The sequence below is a fragment of the Acinetobacter corruptisaponis genome (genome assembly GCF_030053775.1).
Lineage (GTDB): Bacteria > Pseudomonadota > Gammaproteobacteria > Pseudomonadales > Moraxellaceae > Acinetobacter > Acinetobacter corruptisaponis.
In genome coordinates this window covers 1135725-1156571 of sequence record NZ_CP125669.1, presented here as the reverse complement: position 1 = coordinate 1156571, position 20847 = coordinate 1135725, and the positions used below count along the sequence as shown (strand labels likewise).

21 protein-coding genes are annotated in these 20847 nt (G+C 44.1%); 13 read left to right on the top strand and 8 right to left on the bottom strand.

Annotation, left to right across the window (positions count from 1 at the left end):
• Window positions 1-17 precede the first annotated feature (17 nt).
• Window positions 18-485: a hotdog fold domain-containing protein gene (locus QLH32_RS05910; protein ID WP_279959264.1), complete on the bottom strand. Its 468-nt coding sequence runs from the start codon at window positions 483-485 to the stop codon at window positions 18-20.
• 111 nt (window positions 486-596) lie between these two features.
• On the opposite strand from QLH32_RS05910, the gene QLH32_RS05905 reads away from it, so the two are divergent.
• Entirely contained in the window at window positions 597-1226 is a 630-nt protein-coding gene (locus QLH32_RS05905) for a TetR/AcrR family transcriptional regulator (protein ID WP_283268625.1), read from the top strand.
• 44 nt (window positions 1227-1270) lie between these two features.
• On the opposite strand, the gene QLH32_RS05900 is transcribed toward QLH32_RS05905, so the two are convergent.
• Entirely contained in the window at window positions 1271-1972 is a 702-nt protein-coding gene (locus QLH32_RS05900) for an SIMPL domain-containing protein (RefSeq protein ID WP_283268624.1), read from the bottom strand.
• Window positions 1973-2439: 467 nt separating this feature from the next.
• On the opposite strand from QLH32_RS05900, the gene QLH32_RS05895 reads away from it, so the two are divergent.
• The 7 genes from QLH32_RS05895 to sohB all read left to right on the top strand — a co-directional run bounded on the left by QLH32_RS05895 (window position 2440) and on the right by sohB (window position 11587).
• Window positions 2440-3810 carry a diaminobutyrate--2-oxoglutarate transaminase gene (locus QLH32_RS05895; RefSeq protein ID WP_267980979.1) on the top strand — a complete coding sequence of 457 codons (1371 nt, stop codon included), beginning with the start codon at window positions 2440-2442 and terminating at the stop codon, window positions 3808-3810.
• A gap of 3 nt (window positions 3811-3813) precedes the next feature.
• Entirely contained in the window at window positions 3814-5346 is a 1533-nt protein-coding gene (locus QLH32_RS05890; RefSeq protein ID WP_283268622.1) for a pyridoxal phosphate-dependent decarboxylase family protein, read from the top strand.
• 301 nt (window positions 5347-5647) lie between these two features.
• Entirely contained in the window at window positions 5648-6679 is a 1032-nt protein-coding gene (locus tag QLH32_RS05885) for a substrate-binding domain-containing protein (protein ID WP_283268620.1), read from the top strand.
• Between the two features lie 99 nt (window positions 6680-6778).
• Window positions 6779-8158, top strand: coding sequence for a phosphate ABC transporter permease subunit PstC (pstC, locus tag QLH32_RS05880; protein WP_283268619.1), 1380 nt, complete (start codon window positions 6779-6781; stop codon window positions 8156-8158).
• Window positions 8155-9549 (top strand): phosphate ABC transporter permease PstA, encoded by a 1395-nt coding sequence (gene pstA, locus QLH32_RS05875; RefSeq protein ID WP_283268618.1) that lies wholly within the window; start codon window positions 8155-8157, stop codon window positions 9547-9549. Before pstC ends, pstA begins: the two co-directional genes overlap by 4 nt.
• 14 nt (window positions 9550-9563) lie before the next feature.
• Window positions 9564-10478, top strand: a complete 915-nt coding sequence (gene pstB / locus QLH32_RS05870; RefSeq protein ID WP_283268617.1) for a phosphate ABC transporter ATP-binding protein PstB — start codon at window positions 9564-9566, stop codon at window positions 10476-10478.
• A 146-nt stretch (window positions 10479-10624) separates the two neighbouring features.
• On the top strand, window positions 10625-11587 hold the full coding sequence (gene sohB, locus QLH32_RS05865; RefSeq protein ID WP_283268615.1) for a protease SohB: 963 nt from the start codon (window positions 10625-10627) through the stop codon (window positions 11585-11587).
• 32 nt (window positions 11588-11619) lie between these two features.
• Here the strand turns inward: sohB and QLH32_RS05860 are convergent, their stop codons facing one another.
• Window positions 11620-12255: a DUF2238 domain-containing protein gene (locus QLH32_RS05860; protein WP_283268614.1), complete on the bottom strand. Its 636-nt coding sequence runs from the start codon at window positions 12253-12255 to the stop codon at window positions 11620-11622.
• 41 nt (window positions 12256-12296) lie between these two features.
• Window positions 12297-12644 carry a hypothetical protein gene (locus QLH32_RS05855; RefSeq protein WP_283268613.1) on the bottom strand — a complete coding sequence of 116 codons (348 nt, stop codon included), beginning with the start codon at window positions 12642-12644 and terminating at the stop codon, window positions 12297-12299.
• A gap of 337 nt (window positions 12645-12981) precedes the next feature.
• Here QLH32_RS05855 and QLH32_RS05850 point away from each other — a divergent pair, with 337 nt between their 5' ends.
• The gene (locus QLH32_RS05850) at window positions 12982-13389 is read left to right on the top strand and encodes a hypothetical protein (RefSeq protein ID WP_283268612.1); all 408 of its coding nucleotides are present in this window, start codon (window positions 12982-12984) and stop codon (window positions 13387-13389) included.
• Here QLH32_RS05850 and rsmD read toward each other — a convergent pair.
• Together rsmD and mrdA are read right to left on the bottom strand one after the other, a co-directional pair.
• A complete protein-coding gene (rsmD, locus tag QLH32_RS05845) occupies window positions 13386-13934 on the bottom strand; it encodes a 16S rRNA (guanine(966)-N(2))-methyltransferase RsmD (RefSeq protein ID WP_283268611.1) in 549 nt (182 codons plus the stop codon). The genes QLH32_RS05850 and rsmD overlap by 4 nt on opposite strands.
• Window positions 13934-15958 carry a penicillin-binding protein 2 gene (gene mrdA, locus QLH32_RS05840; protein ID WP_283268610.1) on the bottom strand — a complete coding sequence of 675 codons (2025 nt, stop codon included), beginning with the start codon at window positions 15956-15958 and terminating at the stop codon, window positions 13934-13936. The genes rsmD and mrdA overlap by 1 nt, the downstream gene beginning before the upstream one ends.
• 229 nt (window positions 15959-16187) lie before the next feature.
• Here mrdA and QLH32_RS05835 point away from each other — a divergent pair, with 229 nt between their 5' ends.
• The 4 genes from QLH32_RS05835 to QLH32_RS05820 all read left to right on the top strand — a co-directional run bounded on the left by QLH32_RS05835 (window position 16188) and on the right by QLH32_RS05820 (window position 19059).
• A complete protein-coding gene (locus QLH32_RS05835) occupies window positions 16188-16706 on the top strand; it encodes a hypothetical protein (RefSeq protein ID WP_283268609.1) in 519 nt (172 codons plus the stop codon).
• Between the two features lie 60 nt (window positions 16707-16766).
• Window positions 16767-18080 (top strand): DUF445 domain-containing protein, encoded by a 1314-nt coding sequence (locus QLH32_RS05830; protein ID WP_283268608.1) that lies wholly within the window; start codon window positions 16767-16769, stop codon window positions 18078-18080.
• A gap of 82 nt (window positions 18081-18162) precedes the next feature.
• Complete coding sequence (adk, locus tag QLH32_RS05825) at window positions 18163-18816, top strand: adenylate kinase (protein WP_267980963.1); 654 nt, start codon at window positions 18163-18165, stop codon at window positions 18814-18816.
• A 60-nt stretch (window positions 18817-18876) separates the two neighbouring features.
• Window positions 18877-19059: a hypothetical protein gene (locus QLH32_RS05820; RefSeq protein ID WP_004681311.1), complete on the top strand. Its 183-nt coding sequence runs from the start codon at window positions 18877-18879 to the stop codon at window positions 19057-19059.
• On the opposite strand, the gene nth is transcribed toward QLH32_RS05820, so the two are convergent.
• Window positions 19056-19748 (bottom strand): endonuclease III, encoded by a 693-nt coding sequence (gene nth / locus QLH32_RS05815; protein ID WP_283268606.1) that lies wholly within the window; start codon window positions 19746-19748, stop codon window positions 19056-19058. The genes QLH32_RS05820 and nth overlap by 4 nt on opposite strands.
• The gene (locus tag QLH32_RS05810; RefSeq protein WP_283269291.1) at window positions 19749-20591 is read right to left on the bottom strand and encodes an RnfABCDGE type electron transport complex subunit B; all 843 of its coding nucleotides are present in this window, start codon (window positions 20589-20591) and stop codon (window positions 19749-19751) included.
• Between the last annotated feature and the right edge of the window lie 256 nt (window positions 20592-20847).

Below are 20847 nucleotides of genomic sequence, written 5' to 3'. Positions count from 1 at the left end.
TCAGGGCTTTTTTATTTTTACTTCTTCTTTTTCGAAATCCACATGGTGATGGTTGCACGGAAAACTTTATCATTGTGCTGATCTAATATATCGACATTAACCAGATACTCGCCTGCCTTTTCCCAATCATAATGACTGTCCACTGGTGTGGCGATTGCGACCAGATCAGTTTCCGCTTTCTTTAAATATTCAACAGTCATGCCTTTGGGAATCCAGCGATGGCTAGAGGGAACCGTGACTTCAGTCATGGTGCCGCCTGCCAGTTCAGCCATATTGCACATCGCAATCGCATGAACCGTACCAATATGATTCAGTACAGCACGTTTTTTCCTGATTGAGATTTTACAGGAATTGGGTTTTAGCTCCTCAAATAAGGGCGAAATGCTGCCGAAATAAGGGGCTTTTAGGCACAGCATACGTGTGAATGTCCATTTGCCAGCAGGTAAGGCAGAGACTTTATTCCATAACTCTAAAGTTGAAGCCATTTTAAGATTTCCATTAACAGAATTAAATTCTTTTACAGAATATAATTCTGTTTGCAGGTTGTGGTCAAGTCATACACAATAGTTCCGACCATTGATAAATCTGATTGAACTATGCAGGCAGCTCAGCAATTATTGGAACGTTTATACCCACAACGTAGATCATTACTAAAACGACAGATCTTATTGGATGCATTGTCCTGCTTTCTGGAATATGGTCTGGAGACAACCAGCATTGAAATGATTCGGGAAAAATCGGGGAGTAGCGTGGGGGCGATTTACCATCATTTTAACAATAAGGATGGAATCATTGCTGCGCTGGTTTTTGCCGCGCTGGATGATCAGGCACAATTACGGGAGCAGTATTTACAGGAGACACAATCTTTACAAGAGTTTTTGTATGCCTTGATCTATGCTTATGCCGATTGGGTGTCTGAGCAGCCAAAGTTTGCCCAGTTCCTGGTGCTCGCCCATTTTAGTGTGATGCAGGGTGAGTACCGACAGACATTGAATGAAAAGAATAAAGCAAGAAATCAAAAAATAGTCAGCCATATTTCAAGCTATGCCGATGCCGCCTTATTAAAATCAGTTCCAGCAGAACTCATGATGTCACTGGTGATTGGGGCAACTGAAAGTTATTGTCGGGCCTGGTTATCTGGCAAAGTGGACACCACACCTAAAGTCTATCGGGATATGCTGGCAAAAGCAGCCTGGGATTCCTTGCAGAATTTAGGTGTAAATTGATACAGAAAAAGGCATATTGCATGCCTTTTCCTGATTCTGGATATTTATTTAAACTGAATCGATCCATTGGCGCTAACCGTGATTTTTGATTCACCCGCCGCCATGTCCTGCGCAGCTGCAGCTTCCGCCATTGCAAATTTTGCCATGCCACCACGCATCATCGGTTGTGGGAAGTAGTTGCTGGTATTCAGGTTTAAACTGACCAGATTATATTGGGTTTTATTCCATGCCTGCGTAATTGCTTGTGCACGTTGCTGGAAGTTTTTAGAGGCCTCAATCATTAACTCATTTTCAACTTTCTTACGCTGTTCATCTGACACGGTGAAATTGATGGATTGGGTCTGGAAGCTTTGCTGCAACTCGCTAATCAACTGGCTTGCCGCTTTAAAGTCCTTACTTTCAAGCTGAATTTCAGCACGGGCACGCCATTCCTTTAACTTGCTACTGTCATTGTCATAAACAGGGTAGGTACTTTGCGCACCTGTTTCGACTTTAACTTGTGAATATTTACGCGAAATCGCCTGTGCCTGATTCATCAGTTGATTAATCTGGTTGGAAAGCTCAGCGGGCTGCTTATGGCTTTTCTCAATATAGAGAACTGCACGCATTTCATCATTGGCCACCTGACGTGACGCATCGGCCTGAATATTGACAATATTGTAGTTCAGGTTCTCGGTGTCATGGGCAAAAAGGGAGGGGCTAAGGGCCGCGCCGACCATCATGGTAACAAGTGCTAAAGTACGCATAAAATTTTCCTGAAAATGAGGATTAAAAAATTATTTTTCACAGCTTTGATCTTAAAAAGAAGTGATGGGAAACTTCTGCATATTTTGTGGTGTCTTTGTAATGGATTAAGGAGGTTTTGCAACAGAAAAATAAACCAAAAAATGATTAAAAATAGTGGATTAGGTAAAAGTGTTTGACCATTTATCTAAAATACAAACTGCAAATAAAAAAAGCATACTTTCTTTCACTTGTCACATAGTATGATGATAATTCATCATAGTTATTGGAAAGAAGTATTTTTTCAATAAGATTAGATGAATGTCGGGCATAAAAAGTGTTTATTTTCTTTGAAAATTAGGTATCATCTCGCACCTAGTTGAAAGATATAAAACATTGTGTCTGCACTAGATTCTAAAAAGCACCGAGTCAAACGACCGCAAGTCACCAGACTTATTTCTTTTACCCATATCAGAGATGGTAATTCGATATGAGCGTTACTTCCGTAAACCCTGCCGCTGATGCAACCAACGAATATTATTTGACTCGCCAAAGTCAGATGGAATCGAATGTTCGTAGTTATCCACGTAAATTACCGTTAGCGATAGCGAAAGCACAAGGCTGCTGGGTTACTGATGTTGAAGGTACACAGTACCTCGATTGTTTAGCTGGGGCAGGGACATTGGCTTTAGGTCATAATCATCCTGCGGTGATTCAAAGTATTCAGGACACATTGGCAAGTGGTTTGCCATTGCATACTTTAGACTTAACGACTCCTTTAAAAGATGCGTTTACTGAGGCGCTTTTGGCTTATTTGCCAGGCGGTAAAGAAGAATATTGCCTACAGTTCTGTGGTCCATCTGGTGCAGATGCAACTGAGGCAGCCATCAAACTGGCAAAAACCTATACAGGTCGTAGCTCAGTGATCAGTTTCTCTGGTGGTTACCATGGGATGACACATGGTTCACTGGCAATGACAGGTAACCTGTCTGCGAAGAATGCGGTAAATGGCTTAATGCCAGGCGTACAGTTTATGCCATATCCGCATGAATACCGTTGTCCACTGGGTCTGGGTGGTGAGGCAGGTGTAGATGCCTTAACCTACTTCTTCGAAAACTTTATCGAAGATGTTGAAAGTGGTGTGACCAAACCAGCTGCTGTTATTCTTGAAGCGATTCAGGGTGAAGGTGGTGTGGTGACTGCACCAGTAAAATGGTTGCAAAAAATCCGTGAAGTGACTGAAAAGCACAACATCGTTTTAATTCTGGACGAAGTCCAGGCTGGTTTTGCACGTTCAGGTAAAATGTTTGCCTTTGAACATGCTGGAATCGAGCCAGATGTTGTGGTGATGTCTAAAGCGGTGGGTGGTGGTTTACCACTTGCTGTATTGGGTATTAAGCGTAAGTTCGATGCCTGGCAACCAGCAGGTCACACGGGTACGTTCCGTGGTAACCAGTTGGCAATGGGTACTGGTTTGGTGGTGTTAAAAACCATTACTGAACAGAATCTTGCTCAAAATGCGCAACAGCGTGGTGATTTCCTACAGGCTGAGTTCAAGAAACTGGCACAGGAATTCCCATGTATCGGCAATGTGCGTGGTCGTGGCCTGATGATCGGTGTTGAGATCGTTGATGAACGCAAACCAGCAGACCATATGGGTTCTCTGCCAGCGGATGCGCAATTGGCAGCTGCGATTCAAACGGCTTGTTTCAACAACAAGTTACTGCTTGAGAAAGGTGGTCGTAACGGTACGGTGATCCGTTTACTTTGCCCATTGATCATCAATCAGGATGAATGTGTTGAAGTTATTGCACGCTTCAAGAAAGCGGTTGCTGAAGCATTGAAAGCGGTACGAGGCTAATTCATGGTTGATTTTGCAGAACATCGTAAAGCGTTACTCTGCAATGATGCACAATCCATTGCTGACTATCAGGCAGCAATGGGCGAAGCGGTTAAGGCCGTTTCAGCATGGTTGCAAAATGACAAAATGTACACAGGTGGAAGCATTAAGGACTTGCGTGCCGCAATTTCCTTTCATCCATCAAAAGAAGGTTTGGGTGTACAGCAATCATTACAACGTATGGTTGAGCTTTTTCTCAATAAAAGCCTGAAAGTACATCATCCACACTCACTTGCACATTTGCATTGCCCAACCATGGTGATGAGCCAAATTGCGGAAGTGTTAATCAATGCAACGAACCAATCTATGGATTCATGGGATCAAAGCCCAGCGGGTTCATTGATGGAAGTTCAGCTTATTGATTGGCTACGCCAAAAAGTGGGCTATGGCGCAGGTCAAGCAGGTGTATTCACTTCAGGTGGAACACAATCAAACCTGATGGGTGTGTTACTGGCGCGTGACTGGTGCATCTCGAAAAACTGGCAAGACGAAAACGGCAAGCCGTGGTCGGTTCAGCGTGATGGGATCCCAGCGGAAGCAATGAAAAACGTCAAAGTCATCTGTTCTGAAAATGCACATTTCTCTGTGCAAAAGAACATGGCAATGATGGGGATGGGTTTCCAGTCTGTTGTCACTGTTCCTGTGAATGAAAATGCACAGATGGATGTGGATGCGCTAGAAAAAACTATGGCGCATCTTCAGGCTGAAGGCAAAATCGTAGCATGTGTGGTAGCGACAGCAGGTACAACCGATGCGGGTGCGATTGATCCGCTCAAGAAAATCCGTGAAATTACCACCAAGTATGGTTCATGGATGCATATTGATGCGGCTTGGGGTGGTGCACTGATTCTTTCCAATGACCATCGTGCAATGTTAGATGGTATTGAATTATCAGATTCCATTACGCTTGACTTCCATAAGCATTATTTCCAAAGCATTAGCTGTGGCGCTTTCCTGTTGAAAGACGAAGCCAACTATCGCTTTATGCATTATGAAGCAGAGTACTTAAACTCTGCCTATGATGAAGAACATGGTGTACCTAACCTTGTGTCTAAGTCATTACAAACGACCCGTCGTTTTGATGCATTGAAATTATGGATGACGGTTGAGGCATTGGGCGAAGAGCTTTATGGTTCAATGATTGATCATGGTGTGAAATTAACACGTGAAGTTGCTGACTATATCAAGGCAACTGATGGTCTTGAGTTATTGGTTGAGCCACAATTTGCTTCTGTATTGTTCCGTGTGGTGCCAGAAAGTTATCCTGCTGAATTTATCGATAGCTTGAACCAAAACGTGGCAGATGAATTGTTTGCGCGTGGTGAAGCGAATATTGGTGTAACCAAAGTGGGTAATGTTCAATCATTGAAGATGACCACTTTAAGCCCAGTTGCAACGCTTGAAAACGTTCAAAACTTGCTTGCACTTGTGTTGGCAGAGGCTGATCGTATTAAGGATTCGATTGCAGATGGTACCTATACACCGCCGATTGATTAATCCTCTTTATGTATGAAGAAAAGATCGCTTAGGCGGTCTTTTTTTATATTCGATCTGTAATGGGTTGTTTTTAATCGTTTTGATATAAATCATTAGACACAAGGTGATTATAAAATTGTAGGTGATGGATTAAAAAATAGTCAATAAAACTCTTGTCTGGCTTACAATCATTAACATCATAAAAGCGTCATAAAGTTGTCACCTAATTGTCATATTATCTGCTCAAAATGCAATTAACCAAAGTACAACACTTCAAGTAACAAGCGTTGTAAATTAAATTGCATAAATGAGAGAACACATAATGCGCTTAAATCCACGTCATATCGCAATTGCATTCGCTATATCTGGGGCAACTGTAGCAACGGCTGCAAATGCAGCTCGTGACACCATCCAGATTGCTGGTTCATCAACTGTATTGCCGTTTGCAAGTATTGTTGCTGAAGAGTTTGGTAATACTTTCCCACAATTCAAGGCACCTGTTGTCGGTTCAGGCGGTACAGGCGGTGGCTTGAAACAATTCTGTCAAGGTGTGGGTGACAACACCATCGACATCGCCAATGCTTCACGTAAAATCAAGGATACTGAACTTGATGCGTGTAAAAAAGCTGGTGTAAATCAGGTGCAGGAAATCAAGGTTGGTTATGACGGGATTGTTTTCGCGTCAAACGTAAAAAAAGCGGCGTATAAATTAAAACCTGTGCACGTGTTTACTGCACTTGCGGCACAACTTCCATCAAATGGTAAATTGGTTCCAAACCCATACACAACATGGAACCAGATTGACCCATCATTACCGAATGAGGCAATCACTTTGGTGATTCCTGCATCTAACCATGGTACACGTGAAGTGTTCCAGGAAAAAATGATTGATGCAGGTTGTGAATCATTTGATTACTTCAAGAACCTTGATAAAGACGAACAGAAGAAAGCATGTTCAAGCTTCCGTAAAGATGGAAAAGTCATTGAAGTGGCAGGTGATTATACTGAAACATTGGCTCGCTTGAAAACCTCGCCAAATGCGGTTGGCGTGTTTGGTCTGGGCTTCTATGACTCAAACCGTGACAAGTTGCGTGTAGCGACTGTAAATGGTGTAACGCCATCAGAAAAAACCGTGCTGGACGGTAGCTACCTTGTTTCTCGTCCATTGTTCTTCTACGTGAAAGGCGAACACTTAAAATCAATCAAAGGTTTAGCTCAGTATCCAGAGTTTTTCCTTAACAAGAAAATTTCTGGTAAAGGTTCTAAACTGGAAAAAGCTGGCCTGATTCCTTTAAGCGACAAAGAGCGTGCGAAAATTCTGGCTGATTTTAAAGCTGGCAAATCAGTAAAATAATATTGTGAAAAGGGAGGCTGGTGAAACTTGTGATCATCAGCCTTTTTATCTAGCTAGGTTTTTTCAAATCATGAAAATTGAGAAAACAGTGGAGATTACATGAATCTGCTACTTATCGGTGTGTTATTGGCCCTTGTGGCAATCGCATATCAAATTGGGCTGAGCAAAAGCCGTAATCTGGCAGGTAAGGGAAGTAACTCGGCAACACTCCATTCTCGTCCAGTGTATTATGGGGCGTTGGTGGCTTTGTGGTGTGGTGTTCCTGCTTTTTTAATTTTGATCATTTGGAACTTGGTTGAGCCAAGTGTGCTACAGCATATTATCTTTAATAATATTCCAGCCTCTGCCAGTGCAACGATGGATGCGGCAGGGCGTGATGTGTTGATTGACCGTGTGCAGGCAATTGCATCGGGTTTTGGGGTAACCGATCAACCAGCAGCTTATGAAGTTGCAGCAGCACAACAGCTTTCAAAATTCCAGACCATTGGTTCCTTTGCAAAACTGGCGGTTGTGATCAGCGCGGCTTTGGCAGGTCTGGTATGGGCAAAACGTCATGTGACCCAGCAATACCGTGCCCGTAATACCGTTGAGAAAGCAATTAATGTTGGCTTGATCCTGTGTTCAGGTGTCGCGATTCTGACCACAATTGGTATTGTGCTCTCGATGCTGAAAGAAGCTTTGCACTTTTTCCATTTTGTGAGTCCAGTGGATTTCTTTTTCGGAACAGAGTGGAACCCTGGTTTTAGTACCACAGGAAATGCAGAGGGAAGCTACGGCATTTTACCGTTGCTTTGGGGCACTTTAATGGTGAGTGGTATTGCATTGCTGGTTGCTGTACCGATTGGTTTGCTGATAGCAATTTATCTGGCTGAATATGCATCACAACGCCTACGTTCCTGGGCCAAGCCAACCATTGAAGTATTGGCGGGTATTCCAACCATTGTTTATGGTGTATTTGCCTTGATGATCATTGGACCATTTTTCAAGATGGTCGGTGAGAGTGTGGGGATTGATATCAATGCGACCAGTGCCTTAACGGCAGGTTTTGTGATGGGAATCATGATCATCCCATTCGTTTCATCACTTTCAGATGACATCATTACCCAGGTTCCGCGTGCCTTGCGTGATGGTTCTTTGGGGTTGGGCGCAACCAAGTCGGAAACCATCCGTCAGGTGGTACTGCCAGCCGCATTGCCAGGGATTACAGGTGCTTTCCTGCTTGCGGTGTCCCGTGCGGTGGGTGAAACCATGATTGTGGTGCTGGCCGCAGGGAACAGTCCATTGCTGCATGCCAATCCATTTGAAGCCGTTTCAACCGTTACTGTGACCATTGTGAAACAGTTAACCAGTGATACTGATTTTGCCAGTCCACAGGCATTGGTGGCATTTGCCCTTGGTTTAACCTTGTTTGTGATCACTTTGGGTTTAAACATTATTGCACTGTACATCGTGCGCAAATATCGTGAGCAATACGAATGAGTTCATCAAATACATCTCCTCTGGATCAGAACGTATTTGATCCACAAGTGGCTGCTGAACAACGTGAACAGCGCAAAAGAAAAATCCAAAGTTCTTTGGCAAAGCGTCATCGTAAAGAGAAAGCGTTCCGTTTTGCTGGCTTCTCGGCAGTGGTGATTGGCCTTGCATTTGTTGCCTTGCTGTTTGGTAGTATTCTGGCAAAAGGTCTGCCATCTTTCTGGCAAAGCAGCATGACTGTTCCAGTTTATTTTGACCCAGCCATTATTAATGTTGGTGCAAAACCAAAGCAGACGGCAGGTGAAACCCCCGCGCACTTTGAAGAGCGTATGGTGGCCTGGCAAACTGAAATGGGTATGGTGGACTGGGATGCCTTGATCGTGAATGGCATCGTGTCCAAAGATAAATCGCTTGAAGATCAGCGTGATTATTTAAATGGTTTGTACACCAGTTCTGAGGCCTATCGTTTACGTGACATGGTGTTGGCAAATCCAGCCCTGATTGGAAGTAAGCAGGAGATTAAGTTCCTGGCCGATGCCAATGTGGATGTCTGGCTGGCTGGAAATATTGATCGTAACTTGCCTGATGACCAGCAACAGCTTGATCCAGAAGTGCGCCAGCTTGCAGATAAGTTAAAGGCAGAGGGGATTATTGCCAATACGTTCAATACCAATCTGTTCTTTAGCCCAGATTCACGCAGTTCACCTGCGACCAGTGGTTTGGCTGGGGCATTCATGGGTTCATTGTTCATGATGCTGATAGTCATCATCATCTCGATTCCAATTGGGGTGGCGAGTGCAATCTATCTTGAAGAGTTCGCGCCAAAGAACATGATGACCGACATCATTGAAGTGAACATCAACAACCTGGCAGCAGTTCCATCGATTGTGTTTGGTCTGCTGGGTGCGGCAATCTTTATTGGCTGGATGCAGTTGCCTTTATCTGCACCGTTGGTGGGTGGTTTGGTACTGAGTCTTATGACCTTGCCTACCGTGATTATTACCACGCGCGCCTCATTAAAAGCGGTGCCACCATCGATTCGTCAGGCCGCTCTGGGTCTGGGCGCATCAAAAGTTCAAACCGTTTTTCATCATGTATTGCCACTTGCATTGCCAGGGATTATGACTGGCGCAATCATTGGGATTGCACATGCGTTGGGCGAAACAGCACCATTATTGTTGATTGGTATGAGTGCTTTTGTTGCCAGCGTTCCGACCACACCATTGGATCAGGCAACCGCATTGCCAGTACAGGTGTATTTATGGCAGGGTAATGAGTTGCGCAACTTCTTTGAAGGGCGTACCGCAGCAGCGATTATTGTGTTGCTTGCCCTCATGATTGGTTTAAACAGCCTTGCAATCTGGCTCCGTAAGAAATTTGAAGTGCGTTGGTAATTGAGGAGAGTACAATGAATACGATTGATATTATGAACGCCGTAGAAAAGGATAAATCAGTGAATCCACAACAAACAGAATTTACGTCATCTGAAGCGCAAGTTCAGCAATCAAGTACTGCATTTGTCTCTCAGTTTGAAACGGCTTCTTCAGGTAAAAAGCCAAAAAACAGTGAAGTGAAAATCAGTACCAAGGATGTTCATGTTTATTATGGTGAAACTGAAGCGATCAAAGGCATTGACCTGGATATTTACCAAAATGAAGTGATTGCGTTTATTGGTCCATCGGGTTGTGGTAAATCAACATTCCTGCGTACCTTAAACCGTATGAACGACACCATTGATAGCTGTCGTGTGACAGGTAAGGTGACACTGGATAATCAGGACATCTATGATCCTAACCTTGACGTGGTATTGCTGCGTGCACAAGTAGGGATGGTGTTCCAGAAGCCAAACCCATTTCCAAAATCAATTTTTGACAATGTTGCCTATGGCCCGAAATTGCATGGCTTGGCACGTGACAAATATGATCTGGAAGAAATTGTTGAAAACAGTCTGCGTAAAGCAGGTCTGTGGGATGAGGTGAAAGACCGATTAAGCCAGCCAGGAACAGGTTTGTCTGGCGGCCAGCAACAGCGTTTATGTATTGCGCGTACCATTGCGGTCAGCCCAGAAGTGATCCTGATGGATGAACCTTGTTCAGCATTGGACCCGATTGCGACGGCGAAGATTGAAGAACTGATTTCTGAACTGTCTGAGCAATATACCATTGCAATCGTGACCCACTCAATGCAACAGGCGGCGCGTGTGTCTGACCGTACCGCATACTTCCATTTGGGTGACCTGATTGAAGTCAACTCGACTGAAAAAGTGTTTACCCAGCCTGATCATCAATTGACAGAAGCTTATATTACAGGCCGTTTTGGTTGATTCTATACTGCATATATCAAAGGGCCTACGGGCTCTTTTTTTATGATACAGATGAAAATGAATCTATTTTGCAAAAACGCTATTGAATTTTTATTGAACAGACCACATCTTAGAGGCATAAAGACGAACTCAAGAGCACTTACTTTATGTTATTCCATTTACCTAAATTTCCTGCTGAAATTCGTATTAGCCATTTAAATGCGCGTGTGAATGAACAAAGAAAAAAAATTGCGCAAACAACAGCATCCCGTTTGGAATTATTACAACTGGTTCAGCAGCTTGCCAAAGAAGCCAAGATTCGTAAGAAAAATGACCAGAAAATCTTTGTTTTAGACTTTAAGGGTGATATTCAGGCCTCTGCGGTCGATACCCTGCGTGAAGAGATTACCCTGATTCTGGCAACCGCCAAAGCTGGACATGACCGTGTGATTGTGCGTCTGGAAAGTCCAGGTGGAATGGTGCATGGCTATGGTTTGGCTGCGGCTCAATTGGTTCGTTTACGTGATGCGGGTTTTCATGTGACGATTTGTGTTGATAAGGTTGCTGCCAGTGGCGGTTACATGATGGCATGTATTGCCAATGAAATTGTTTCAGCACCGTTTGCCGTGGTGGGTTCAATTGGCGTGGTTGCACAGGTACCGAACTTTAACCGTTTATTGAAACAGCATAATGTGGACTTTGAACTGTACACCGCTGGTCAATATAAACGCACCGTAACCATGTTTGGTGAAAATACTGCTGAGGGTAAGGCCAAGTTTGAAGAGGAATTGCAGCAGACACACGTGCTGTTTAAGCACTTTATTGAAAAATACCGCCCACAACTCAACGTTGAAAAGGTTGCAACAGGTGAGCACTGGTATGGTGAAGATGCACGTGAATTAAATCTGGTGGATAAATTACAGACCTCGGATGAATATTTACTGAGTCTTTTGTCACAACATGATGTCTATGTGATCAATACCCGCAAACGCCCTACATTTGGTGAAAAACTGGGTTTGCAGGCGGCACAAATGGCTGAGACCCTGATTCCAACGGTGATGGGTAAAATCGCTGATGGCCTCGCCAAGGCAAACAGTACGTTGGTTCAGATGCGTGACCCTAAGTTTTAATCAATTTGTCCTGATCAAAGAAAAGCACCTGTTTAAGGTGCTTTTCTTTTGTTTCCACTTAAATAGATCAGCCCTGTAATGATGGCCCCAATAGTTGCCAGCAACATATCCTTATGTGCATCCCACATATCTCCCTGCTGTCCATTATAGTTTTCCGCATCTTCAGGCGATAAACCAATGGATAGTCCCCATTCGAGCAACTCATAAACCATACTGGAAGCCATCACAAACTGGATCACCAGCAGGAATAATGTCAGTGGTTTTGCTGTGGGAAACCAGACCTGAAAACAACGGAGAAAAAATGGGTAAAGCAATAATCCATAAGCAAAATGCACCAGTCGATCATACATGTTGCGAGACCAGCCCATAACTTGATTCAGGTCAAAATGAAACAGGGACTTTAACCAGTCATTGTAGGGTACATAGGAATAGAGATAATGGGCCGCAACAATATGGATGAATAGAAAAAGCAGATATAAACAAAAACTGGAAAAACAGATGCCTATTTTTTTCATGCTGATGATCAGCACAACCAGCATAAACACGGTGCCCACCTGATGCAGTAAATAAGACTCAAACTCAAGTGGCTGGATGCTGGCAATTCCTACGGCAAGGGCGATGATCCCAAGCGCAATATAATGTTTTAAGCCAAGTTGTTTTTCAATCATGCTGCATCCGAGAAGAAAAAATCATCAGGCAGGGTGATTTATCATTGTTCAGTTGAATCTGGTATTAAAGGTGATGCTGCAACACCGCCAAGCGCCTGACAAGCCTGAAGATAGAGCTGGTACTTTTGTTGTACAACTTCATCGAGTGGAATGTCAAACAGATCCTCACCATTTTTATACTGTTCAATATAGGTGCTGGCTTTGTCCTTGTTTGCGGCAAGTGTCTGTTGATAAAAATTGGTAATGGAAGAAGTCGCAAGCTGACTGGTCTCCACGTTGTTACACTGGAAACGCTGCAAAATTTTTTCAGCACGTTTAACTTCACTTGATTGTCCAAATACACATCCTGTTAATTGGGCAATCACAATCAGCACGAATAAGATCTTCATGATATTTAGAATAAAAATTTTTAAAGATTGTTATTGTATATAGAATTTATTCTGGAAATAAATTAATTATGTCTAACATAAGCAATTAAATTACTTCAATAGTGTGGCATAAAATCCAGTTTTGAGATGAAACGCATATTTTTGTCTATATATTTGATTTTAATCATGTAATATAATTGAGAAAACAAAAATGAAAAATTTATATAACAATCAGTTTGAGGAGCAGAATGTGAAGATACGCAGGGCGGAAAAAACGGATGTGAATGAGTGTGTTCCATTTGCTTAAACTTTCTGGAACAGGTTATGCTCATTTTTCATCGAATTAATTCAACATGCTATGTGTAGTCAATCAGCACTTTTATCCTGTTTTATCTTATGTTTCTCCTGTATCTGCCATGCAGGAGACTATAATTTTTTTACAGCGGTCAATGATGATACTGAAGAAATGTTTGACTCAGCCTATCCACAGCAAGAGAAAACAGATTATTCAATTCTGCATAACCTGTTTTTTCAGGGTGAGCGCTGGCGTGTTTATAACTATACCGCCTATCAAACCAACCAGTTTAACCATAAGATGCTGACAGGCGACACCAGTAACTTATCTCTGGATGATTTTTCAGTTTCATTGGGATATGGCATCATTTATCAACTCAATCCAACCAACCGAATTGGCTATGAGTACTTGTCCAGCTTTCCATTTGATCGGGGGCAGTTGGTTCGCTTTTTCTGGTTGCGAATATTTTAGGCCATCTTTTGATATAAACCTGCACGTACCATACCTGCCTTGGTTTCCTTGATTTTTTGCCAACTGGCTGGAAGTTTTAGCTGTGACAGGTCACGGTCTGCCTCAACATAAATATAGGCGTTCGGTCTAATCAATGGTTCAGCCAACTGGGCAAGCTCTTGCCATAAATCAAGGCTATAGGGTGGATCAAGAAACACTACATCAAAGCCACTGTGTAATTTCACTAATGCCTGCTGCGCGGTTGAGATCATCAACTGGCAATTTTCTGCTTTCAATAACTGGATATTATCCTTTAAGAAACGTGCCTGGGTTGGGTTGGGTTCAATCATGACCACTTTTGCAGCGCCGCGCGAGAGTGCCTCAAAACCGAGGGCACCCGAACCACTGCATAGGTCCAGCACCTGTGCATTCTGAATATCCCACATCAGCCAGTTGAACAAGGTCTCACGGACACGGTCAGGTGTTGGCCTTAAACCCTCAATACTGGCAAAGGGCAGGGAACGTCGTTTCCATTCACCCCCAATAATGCGTAATTGGTTCTTCATTATTCAGTGATTCCATCGGCTGGCTGCGGTGGCGGTGTAACGGCTGGGGCAGGTGTCACCGTAGGTGGTATTGGCAGTGAGGTTTGCGCCGTTGTCGGTGCAGTGGTATTGCCGCTTGGCAATTCGCCTGGCTTGATGCCTGCGGTCATTAACCCCCCACTCACCTGATGGTTTGCAGGGCGCAGCGGATTCTTGTTGCGTGTCACCAGCCAGTAATCGAAAACTGGGCGCGCCAGTTGCGCTGCGGAACCACCATGCTTACCATTTTCCCATACCACGGCAATCGCAATCTCAGGGTTATCCGCTGGTGCAAAGCCGACAAATAGACCGTGGTCCCACTGTCTTGAGGACAAGGCCGCTTCATTGTAGCGTTTGCCCTGTGCAATACTCTTGACTTGGGCTGTACCTGTTTTTCCAGCAATTGAATATTGTAGGCCACCTTTAATGCCTCGACCTGTTCCTGTTTGGATGACGTCAATCATGGCTGCGTGCATATTTAGCCAGTCCTGTTCCGTACCATTAAATTGGATTTTGCCATCAGGGGCATTGTGCACCGTGAATTTTTTTGCACCCTTATTGTCCCGTAACACGTGGGGAGTCACATGCGATCCCTTGTTGGCGGTAATGGCAACTGCCATAGCCAGTTGTAATGGTGTTGCGGTAAATGCACCCTGACCAATACTGACCGAAATGGTTTCACCTTTTAGCCACTTGGATTTGCGGGTACGCATTTTCCATTCAGGGCTTGGATATAAGCCGCTGCTTTCACTTGGCAGGTCAACACCTGTCTTTTCCCCGAAACCAAACTGGCGCATCCAGTCATTCATTTTCTCAATGCCCATGCGGTAGGACAGGATATAGAAATAGGTGTCACAGGAGACCACTTCGGCCTTATGCAGGTTGACCGCACCATGTCCCGTTTTCTTATGGTCACGGAAGCGGTGGCTGTCACCAGGTAAGTTGAAATAGCCTGGGTCGGAAATAGCCGTTCCCCAGTCAACTAGACCATAATGAATCCCACCCAGCCCAAACATTGGTTTAATGGTTGAACCAGGAGGATAGGCACCCTGAACCGCACGGTTATAAAGTGGCTGGTCTAAATTATCGCGTAAACCACTATAGTCTTTCGAACTAATGCCCGTTACGAATAAATTGGGATTGAAGCTGGGACTGGAAACCAGTGCCAGAATTTCACCCGTACGTGGGTCCATGGCCACAATTGCCCCACGGCGATCAGCCAACTGTTGTGCCGCGACCATCTGGAGGCCATAGTCAATCGACAAATACAGGTCATTGCCACGAATCGGTGCCTGTCGTCCCAGATTACGCAGGATATTGCCATGCGCATCGGCCTCTACCGATTCATAGCCTGGAGTGCCATGCAATAATTCTTCGTAGCTTTTCTCCACCCCGATTTTACCAATCAGGTTGGTGCCTGCGTATAAATCCTTGTCAATGGATTTCAGTTCTTTATCATTAATACGGCCCACATAACCCAGCACATGCGCGAAAAGCTCCCCATGTGGATAATAGCGGGTCATTTGCGTTTCAATCTTTACCCCAGGAAAGGCGTATTTCACTTCACTGAATTTTGCAATATCCGCTTCATTCAGGTTTAGCTTGATGGCAATCCGCTCAGTTTTCCGTGCCGTTTTCACCCGACTCTTAAAGCGTTCCACATCTTCTTCCGTCAGGCCCAGTACAGGAATCAGGCGGTTGATTGTGTCATCTATATCACTGACATCTGCACGGCTGAGCGTGGCGGTAAACACGGGATAGTTGTCGGCCAAAAGTACGCCATTGCGGTCATAAATATAACCACGGGCAGGGGCCAGTGGTTGCAGGCGGATTCGGTTCTTGTCGGAGGCGGTGGTGAAGTCGTCATAGTGCACAATCTGCAAATAGGCATAGCGGCAGATCAGGATGAGCAGACAGGTCACGACAATAAAGATTGCAAAAAAGATTCGACCCTTGTAAATGCGCTTTTCTTGTTGCATGTTTTTTAAAGGAAAGTGCTGTTTCATACGGTGTCGACTTAATTACAAAATAAAAGAATGGAGCGGTTGGCTATTTTAACGTAAGTTGAATGATCATACTGTAGAATTTTCAGTACTTCATGCAAATGCGGTGCGACAGTTTTTGACTTTGCAGACATTAAAATTGTATGGTCTTGTATATTAGAAGCAAAATAATTCTGTTAAAGTCACAAACTGTTTGAAATAGGACACACTCTTAGGGAAAGTGGAGAAAATAATGAAAAGAATTTACCTTTTGCTGGCGGTTTTAACATCTACTGGTTTGGTTCACGCTGAGGAAAATCCATTTAAGCCTGAACCTAAACTAAAGGATGCAAAAGTTTCAACCTGGAATATCGGGGCTGGTGTAACCAAAAAATTATTACACGCCAACCTTGAATGGGTAAATCCATATGGGATTGCCTATGCGAAAGCGGGTGCGTTTTTAAACGATGACAATGAGGCGGGCGGCCAGGTTGGCTTCCGTTATCCATATTACCTGACAGGCACAGATAAAAACGGATATTACGTTGGGCTGTATGCAGGTCATCTGGACAGCAAGAATTATGGTGGAAAAGTAAAGGCGAATTTGGGTGTGGGGGCTGATATGGCCTTTGTGTGGTTGAATAATGAACGGATTAGCACATTCAGTGTTGGTGCGGGCGTACGTGAACCATTGGAGGGGGCAGATGGGAAGACTGTTAAAAAAGCAGAACCTGTGCTTCAGTTTTCATACACCTTAAGTTTTGGTTTGTAGGAGAGGGCAGGCGTTCATCTTTTATAAGCCATAATGTATCAATAACTTTGAGAGTCATGCATGTTTGATTACGTCAATGAATTGTGGCAGATTTTCTTAAATCGACCTGACCATCTGGCAGTCCTAAGTATCATTCCAGTGACTGCCTTTGTAACATGGGCACACGTGTGGATGGCTTTGAAAATGGTGTTTTACCCAATTAATTTCTGGGGATTCCATTTAGGACCATTACCTGTAGGTTGGCAAGGGATTGTGCCTCGTAAAGCAGGACGTATTTCAGGCATCATTACTGACAATACCCTATCAAAATTAGGTTCATTGCGAGAGTTTCTGGAAGCAATGGACCCTGAGGACATGGCAAACATCATTGGTGAGCAGGTTGGTTTTGAACTTGAACACCTGATTGATGAGGTCATGATTGACCGTAATGCGGTGTTGTGGGAAAACCTGCCTTATTCAATCAAGCGCCGTATTTATGCACAGGCGCATAAACAGTTACCCAATACATTAAGGGAACTGGTGACTGAGCTGACCATGAATGTTGAGTCACTGGTTGACATGCGTGAAATGGTGGTGAGCCAGATGGAGGGTGACCGCCGTTTGATGGTGCGGATGTTCCTGAAAGTGGGGCAAAAGGAAATCAACTTTATTTGGCATATCAGTGCGCTGATTGGAATGTTCTTTGGTGTGTTCCAGATGATTGTCTGGTTTGTGGTGCCTTGGCACTGGACTGTTCCGTTCTGGGCTGCCATCTGGGGCTTCCTGACCAACTGGATTGCGATCTGGATGGTGTTCAACCCAATCGAACCCCATTATATCCGCTATCCACAGATTTTCCGTTTAACCAAAGACCGTAAGTTCCCGTGGATTGTGCCTGTGTTGAAGATTGGCACCTATAATGTTCAGGGTGCGTTCATGAAGCGTCAGGAAGAGGTTTCTGATGTGTTTGCCAGTGTGGTGACCGAGGACCTGATTACCCTAAAATCCATCATGACTGAAATGATGTATGGCAGTAAAAAGGACAAGACCCGCCGTATTGTCAAGCGCCATATCAATGAAATTATGGAAACGCCACTGGTGCGTACATCATTGCAGCTTTCACTTGGCCCTAGGGAATATGCTAGACTCAAGACCGACTTGATTGATCGCTCAATTGAAATTACCATGGGACCTGTATGTGACCCAGCCTTGAATGCCAGCCGCGCACAAAAAATCTTTCAAATGTTTAGGGACCGTATCCGTGAACTAACGCCGAAAGAATTCCAGAATTTATTGCGTCCTGCGTTTCAGGAAGATGAGTGGATCTTGATTGTACTGGGTGGTGTAACTGGTTTCTTTGCTGGTTTAATTCACTTATTTGTTGCTTTCTTATAATTAATTTGATGTTGGTTGGGCAATAAGGCTGTATGATATTGCTCAATTTAAGATTTATTGTTTTTAAATGAGGATGTTCTTTATGCGCATTATTTTACTCGGACCACCTGGGGCAGGCAAAGGTACTCAAGCTCAGTTGATCTGTAAGCGCTACAATGTCCCACAAATTTCAACCGGTGATATGCTCCGCGCTGCAATTCGTGAAGGTACTGAACTAGGCTTAAAGGCGAAAAGCGTCATGGAGTCAGGTGGTTTGGTTTCAGACGAATTGATTATTGGTTTGGTCAAGGAGCGTATTGCCCAGCCTGACTGTGAAAATGGTTGTATTTTTGACGGTTTCCCACGCACAATTCCACAGGCTGAGGCTCTGGAAACTGCGGGTATCAGCATTGACCATGTGATCGAAATTGATGTGCCTGACGAAGAAATCGTTCAGCGTCTTTCCGGTCGTCGTCAGCACCCAGCGTCTGGTCGTGTTTACCACCTGGTTTACAATCCGCCAAAAGTGGAAGGTAAGGATGACGAAACAGGTGAGGAACTTGTACAGCGTCCAGATGATCAGGAAGAGACCATTCGTAAGCGTCTTGCGTCTTACCATAGCGAAACTGAGCAACTGGTTGGTTTCTATCAGGGGCGTGCCGCTTCTGGTGAGAATGCACCGACTTATGATAAGTTGAATGGTCTGCGTGCCATCGACGATGTACAAAAAGACCTGTTTGCGATCCTGGATAAATAACCTGAATTGCGAATGATGAAAGGGCTCTGAATAGGGCTCTTTTTATTTGGGAGAAAGCTTGTGCTAAAAGTGGTTCTTATTTTGGTTGTGATCTTAAGTTTGGCTTTACTCTTGTTTCTGGCGTACCAGAGCCAAAAAATGCTGCGCCATGTGCAAAAACAGCAGGCACTGGAAAATCGGCAGAATGGAAAATCGCGTCAGCTACATCCAAAATTGCGGCAGGATAAAAAACCTCAGGATTAACTGAGGTCTTTTGTTGCAATGGCAATGGTCTTGCTTGCACCAAACTCAAAGCGGTCAGGCCAGTTACAGACATCTGCAACCACACATTCAAAACATTTCGGCTTACGGGCGATACAGCAATAACGGCCATGCAGGATGAGCCAGTGATGGGCATCCAGAATGAATTCTTTCGGGATCACCTTAACCAGACGATGCTCAACCTCTAACACATTCTTTCCAACGGCTAAACCTGTACGATTTCCCACTCGAAAAATATGGGTGTCCACCGCCATAGTCGGCTGTCCAAATGCGGTATTCAGCACCACATTTGCTGTTTTGCGACCCACACCTGGCAGCGCTTCAAGCTGTTGACGTGTTTCAGGTACTTGTCCCTGATATTGATCAACCAAAATCTGGCAGGTTTTAATCACATTTTCAGCCTTGGCATTATAGAGTCCAATGGTCTTGATATATGCTTTTAGCCCGTCAACACCAAGATCAAGGATGGCCTGAGCTGTATTTGCCACAGGATAAAGCTTGTCGGTTGCCTTGTTGACGCTGACATCGGTTGCCTGTGCCGAAAGCATGACCGCAATCAGCAGCTCAAATGGCGATGAATAGTTCAGTTCTGTACGGGGATCGGGCCGTTGCTCACGCAAGCGTTCAAAGAAAACCTGAATTTGCTTTTTGGTCATATTTTTAACGGGCATCTAGACTTCCTGCAATTCATTTAAACGTTGTTGTAAGTCAAGCAGTTGTGCCTGTTTTTGCTCATCTGCACGTACACTCAACTGTTTCTCCAGCTTCTTGATCTGGGTGCGGATTTTAGCGAGTTCAATCGTGGTTTTTGCATCAAGTGGCACACTTTCTTTCGGCTTGTCTGTCAGTGTAATCACAGGCACATTATTGAGTGTTTGGGAGAACTGGGCAAACAGTTCGGTATCAATTTCAGCGCGTACAATCGGCCCTTTACGGTTCAGGCGGCGCTTTTCTTCACGCTGGATATGGGCATAGTAACGGTGCCTTAATTCATCCTGTTCCTTTAAGCGTTGTTCTTGGTCTGGCAATGGCTTGACGTCGGCCACCAGGTCAATGCAATCGACTGGACAAGGTGGGATGCATAGTTCACAGCCCGTACATAAATCGGCCAGAACCGTGTGCATGAGTTTACCACTTCCGATGATGGCATCCACAGGACAGGCGCTGATACATTTGGTACAGCCGATACATTCATCTTCACGGATCACCGCTTTCATTTGCTGTGGGCGACCATCTGCCTGTATTTCCCAGACACTTGGTTCGGCAGTCAATTGTGGGCGCTCTAACAGTGCAGCAAGCGCATCCGCAACAGGCTGTCCACCAGGAACGCATTTATTCGCATCCTCACCCTCGGCAATGGATCGTGCGTAAGGTAAACATCCATCACGATGCCCGCATAAACCACACTGTGTCTGTGGTAAAAGCTGGTCTATCTGGACAATGAGGGAATGTTGTGGTGACAGGGACATAACAACAGGGAAGCAAAAACGGGAATGAACAGTATAACAAAAAATGGCAGATATTGGCGGCAGTCGATGCTAAACGGAAGTTGGATTAAGTTGTTGGGTGTTGATAAGAAATGGTGCGTATACTGCACTTAAATTAGGCAATATTAAATAGATTCATATTTTTACTATTTTGTTTAATTAATTGAAATTATTTAATATATTAAATTATGCACTAAAATGATACATGGTATTTTTTTGGGGAATATTCGTTATTTTTATAGATTAAATATTTGATTTGTAATTGTTTAAAATAATATGATTG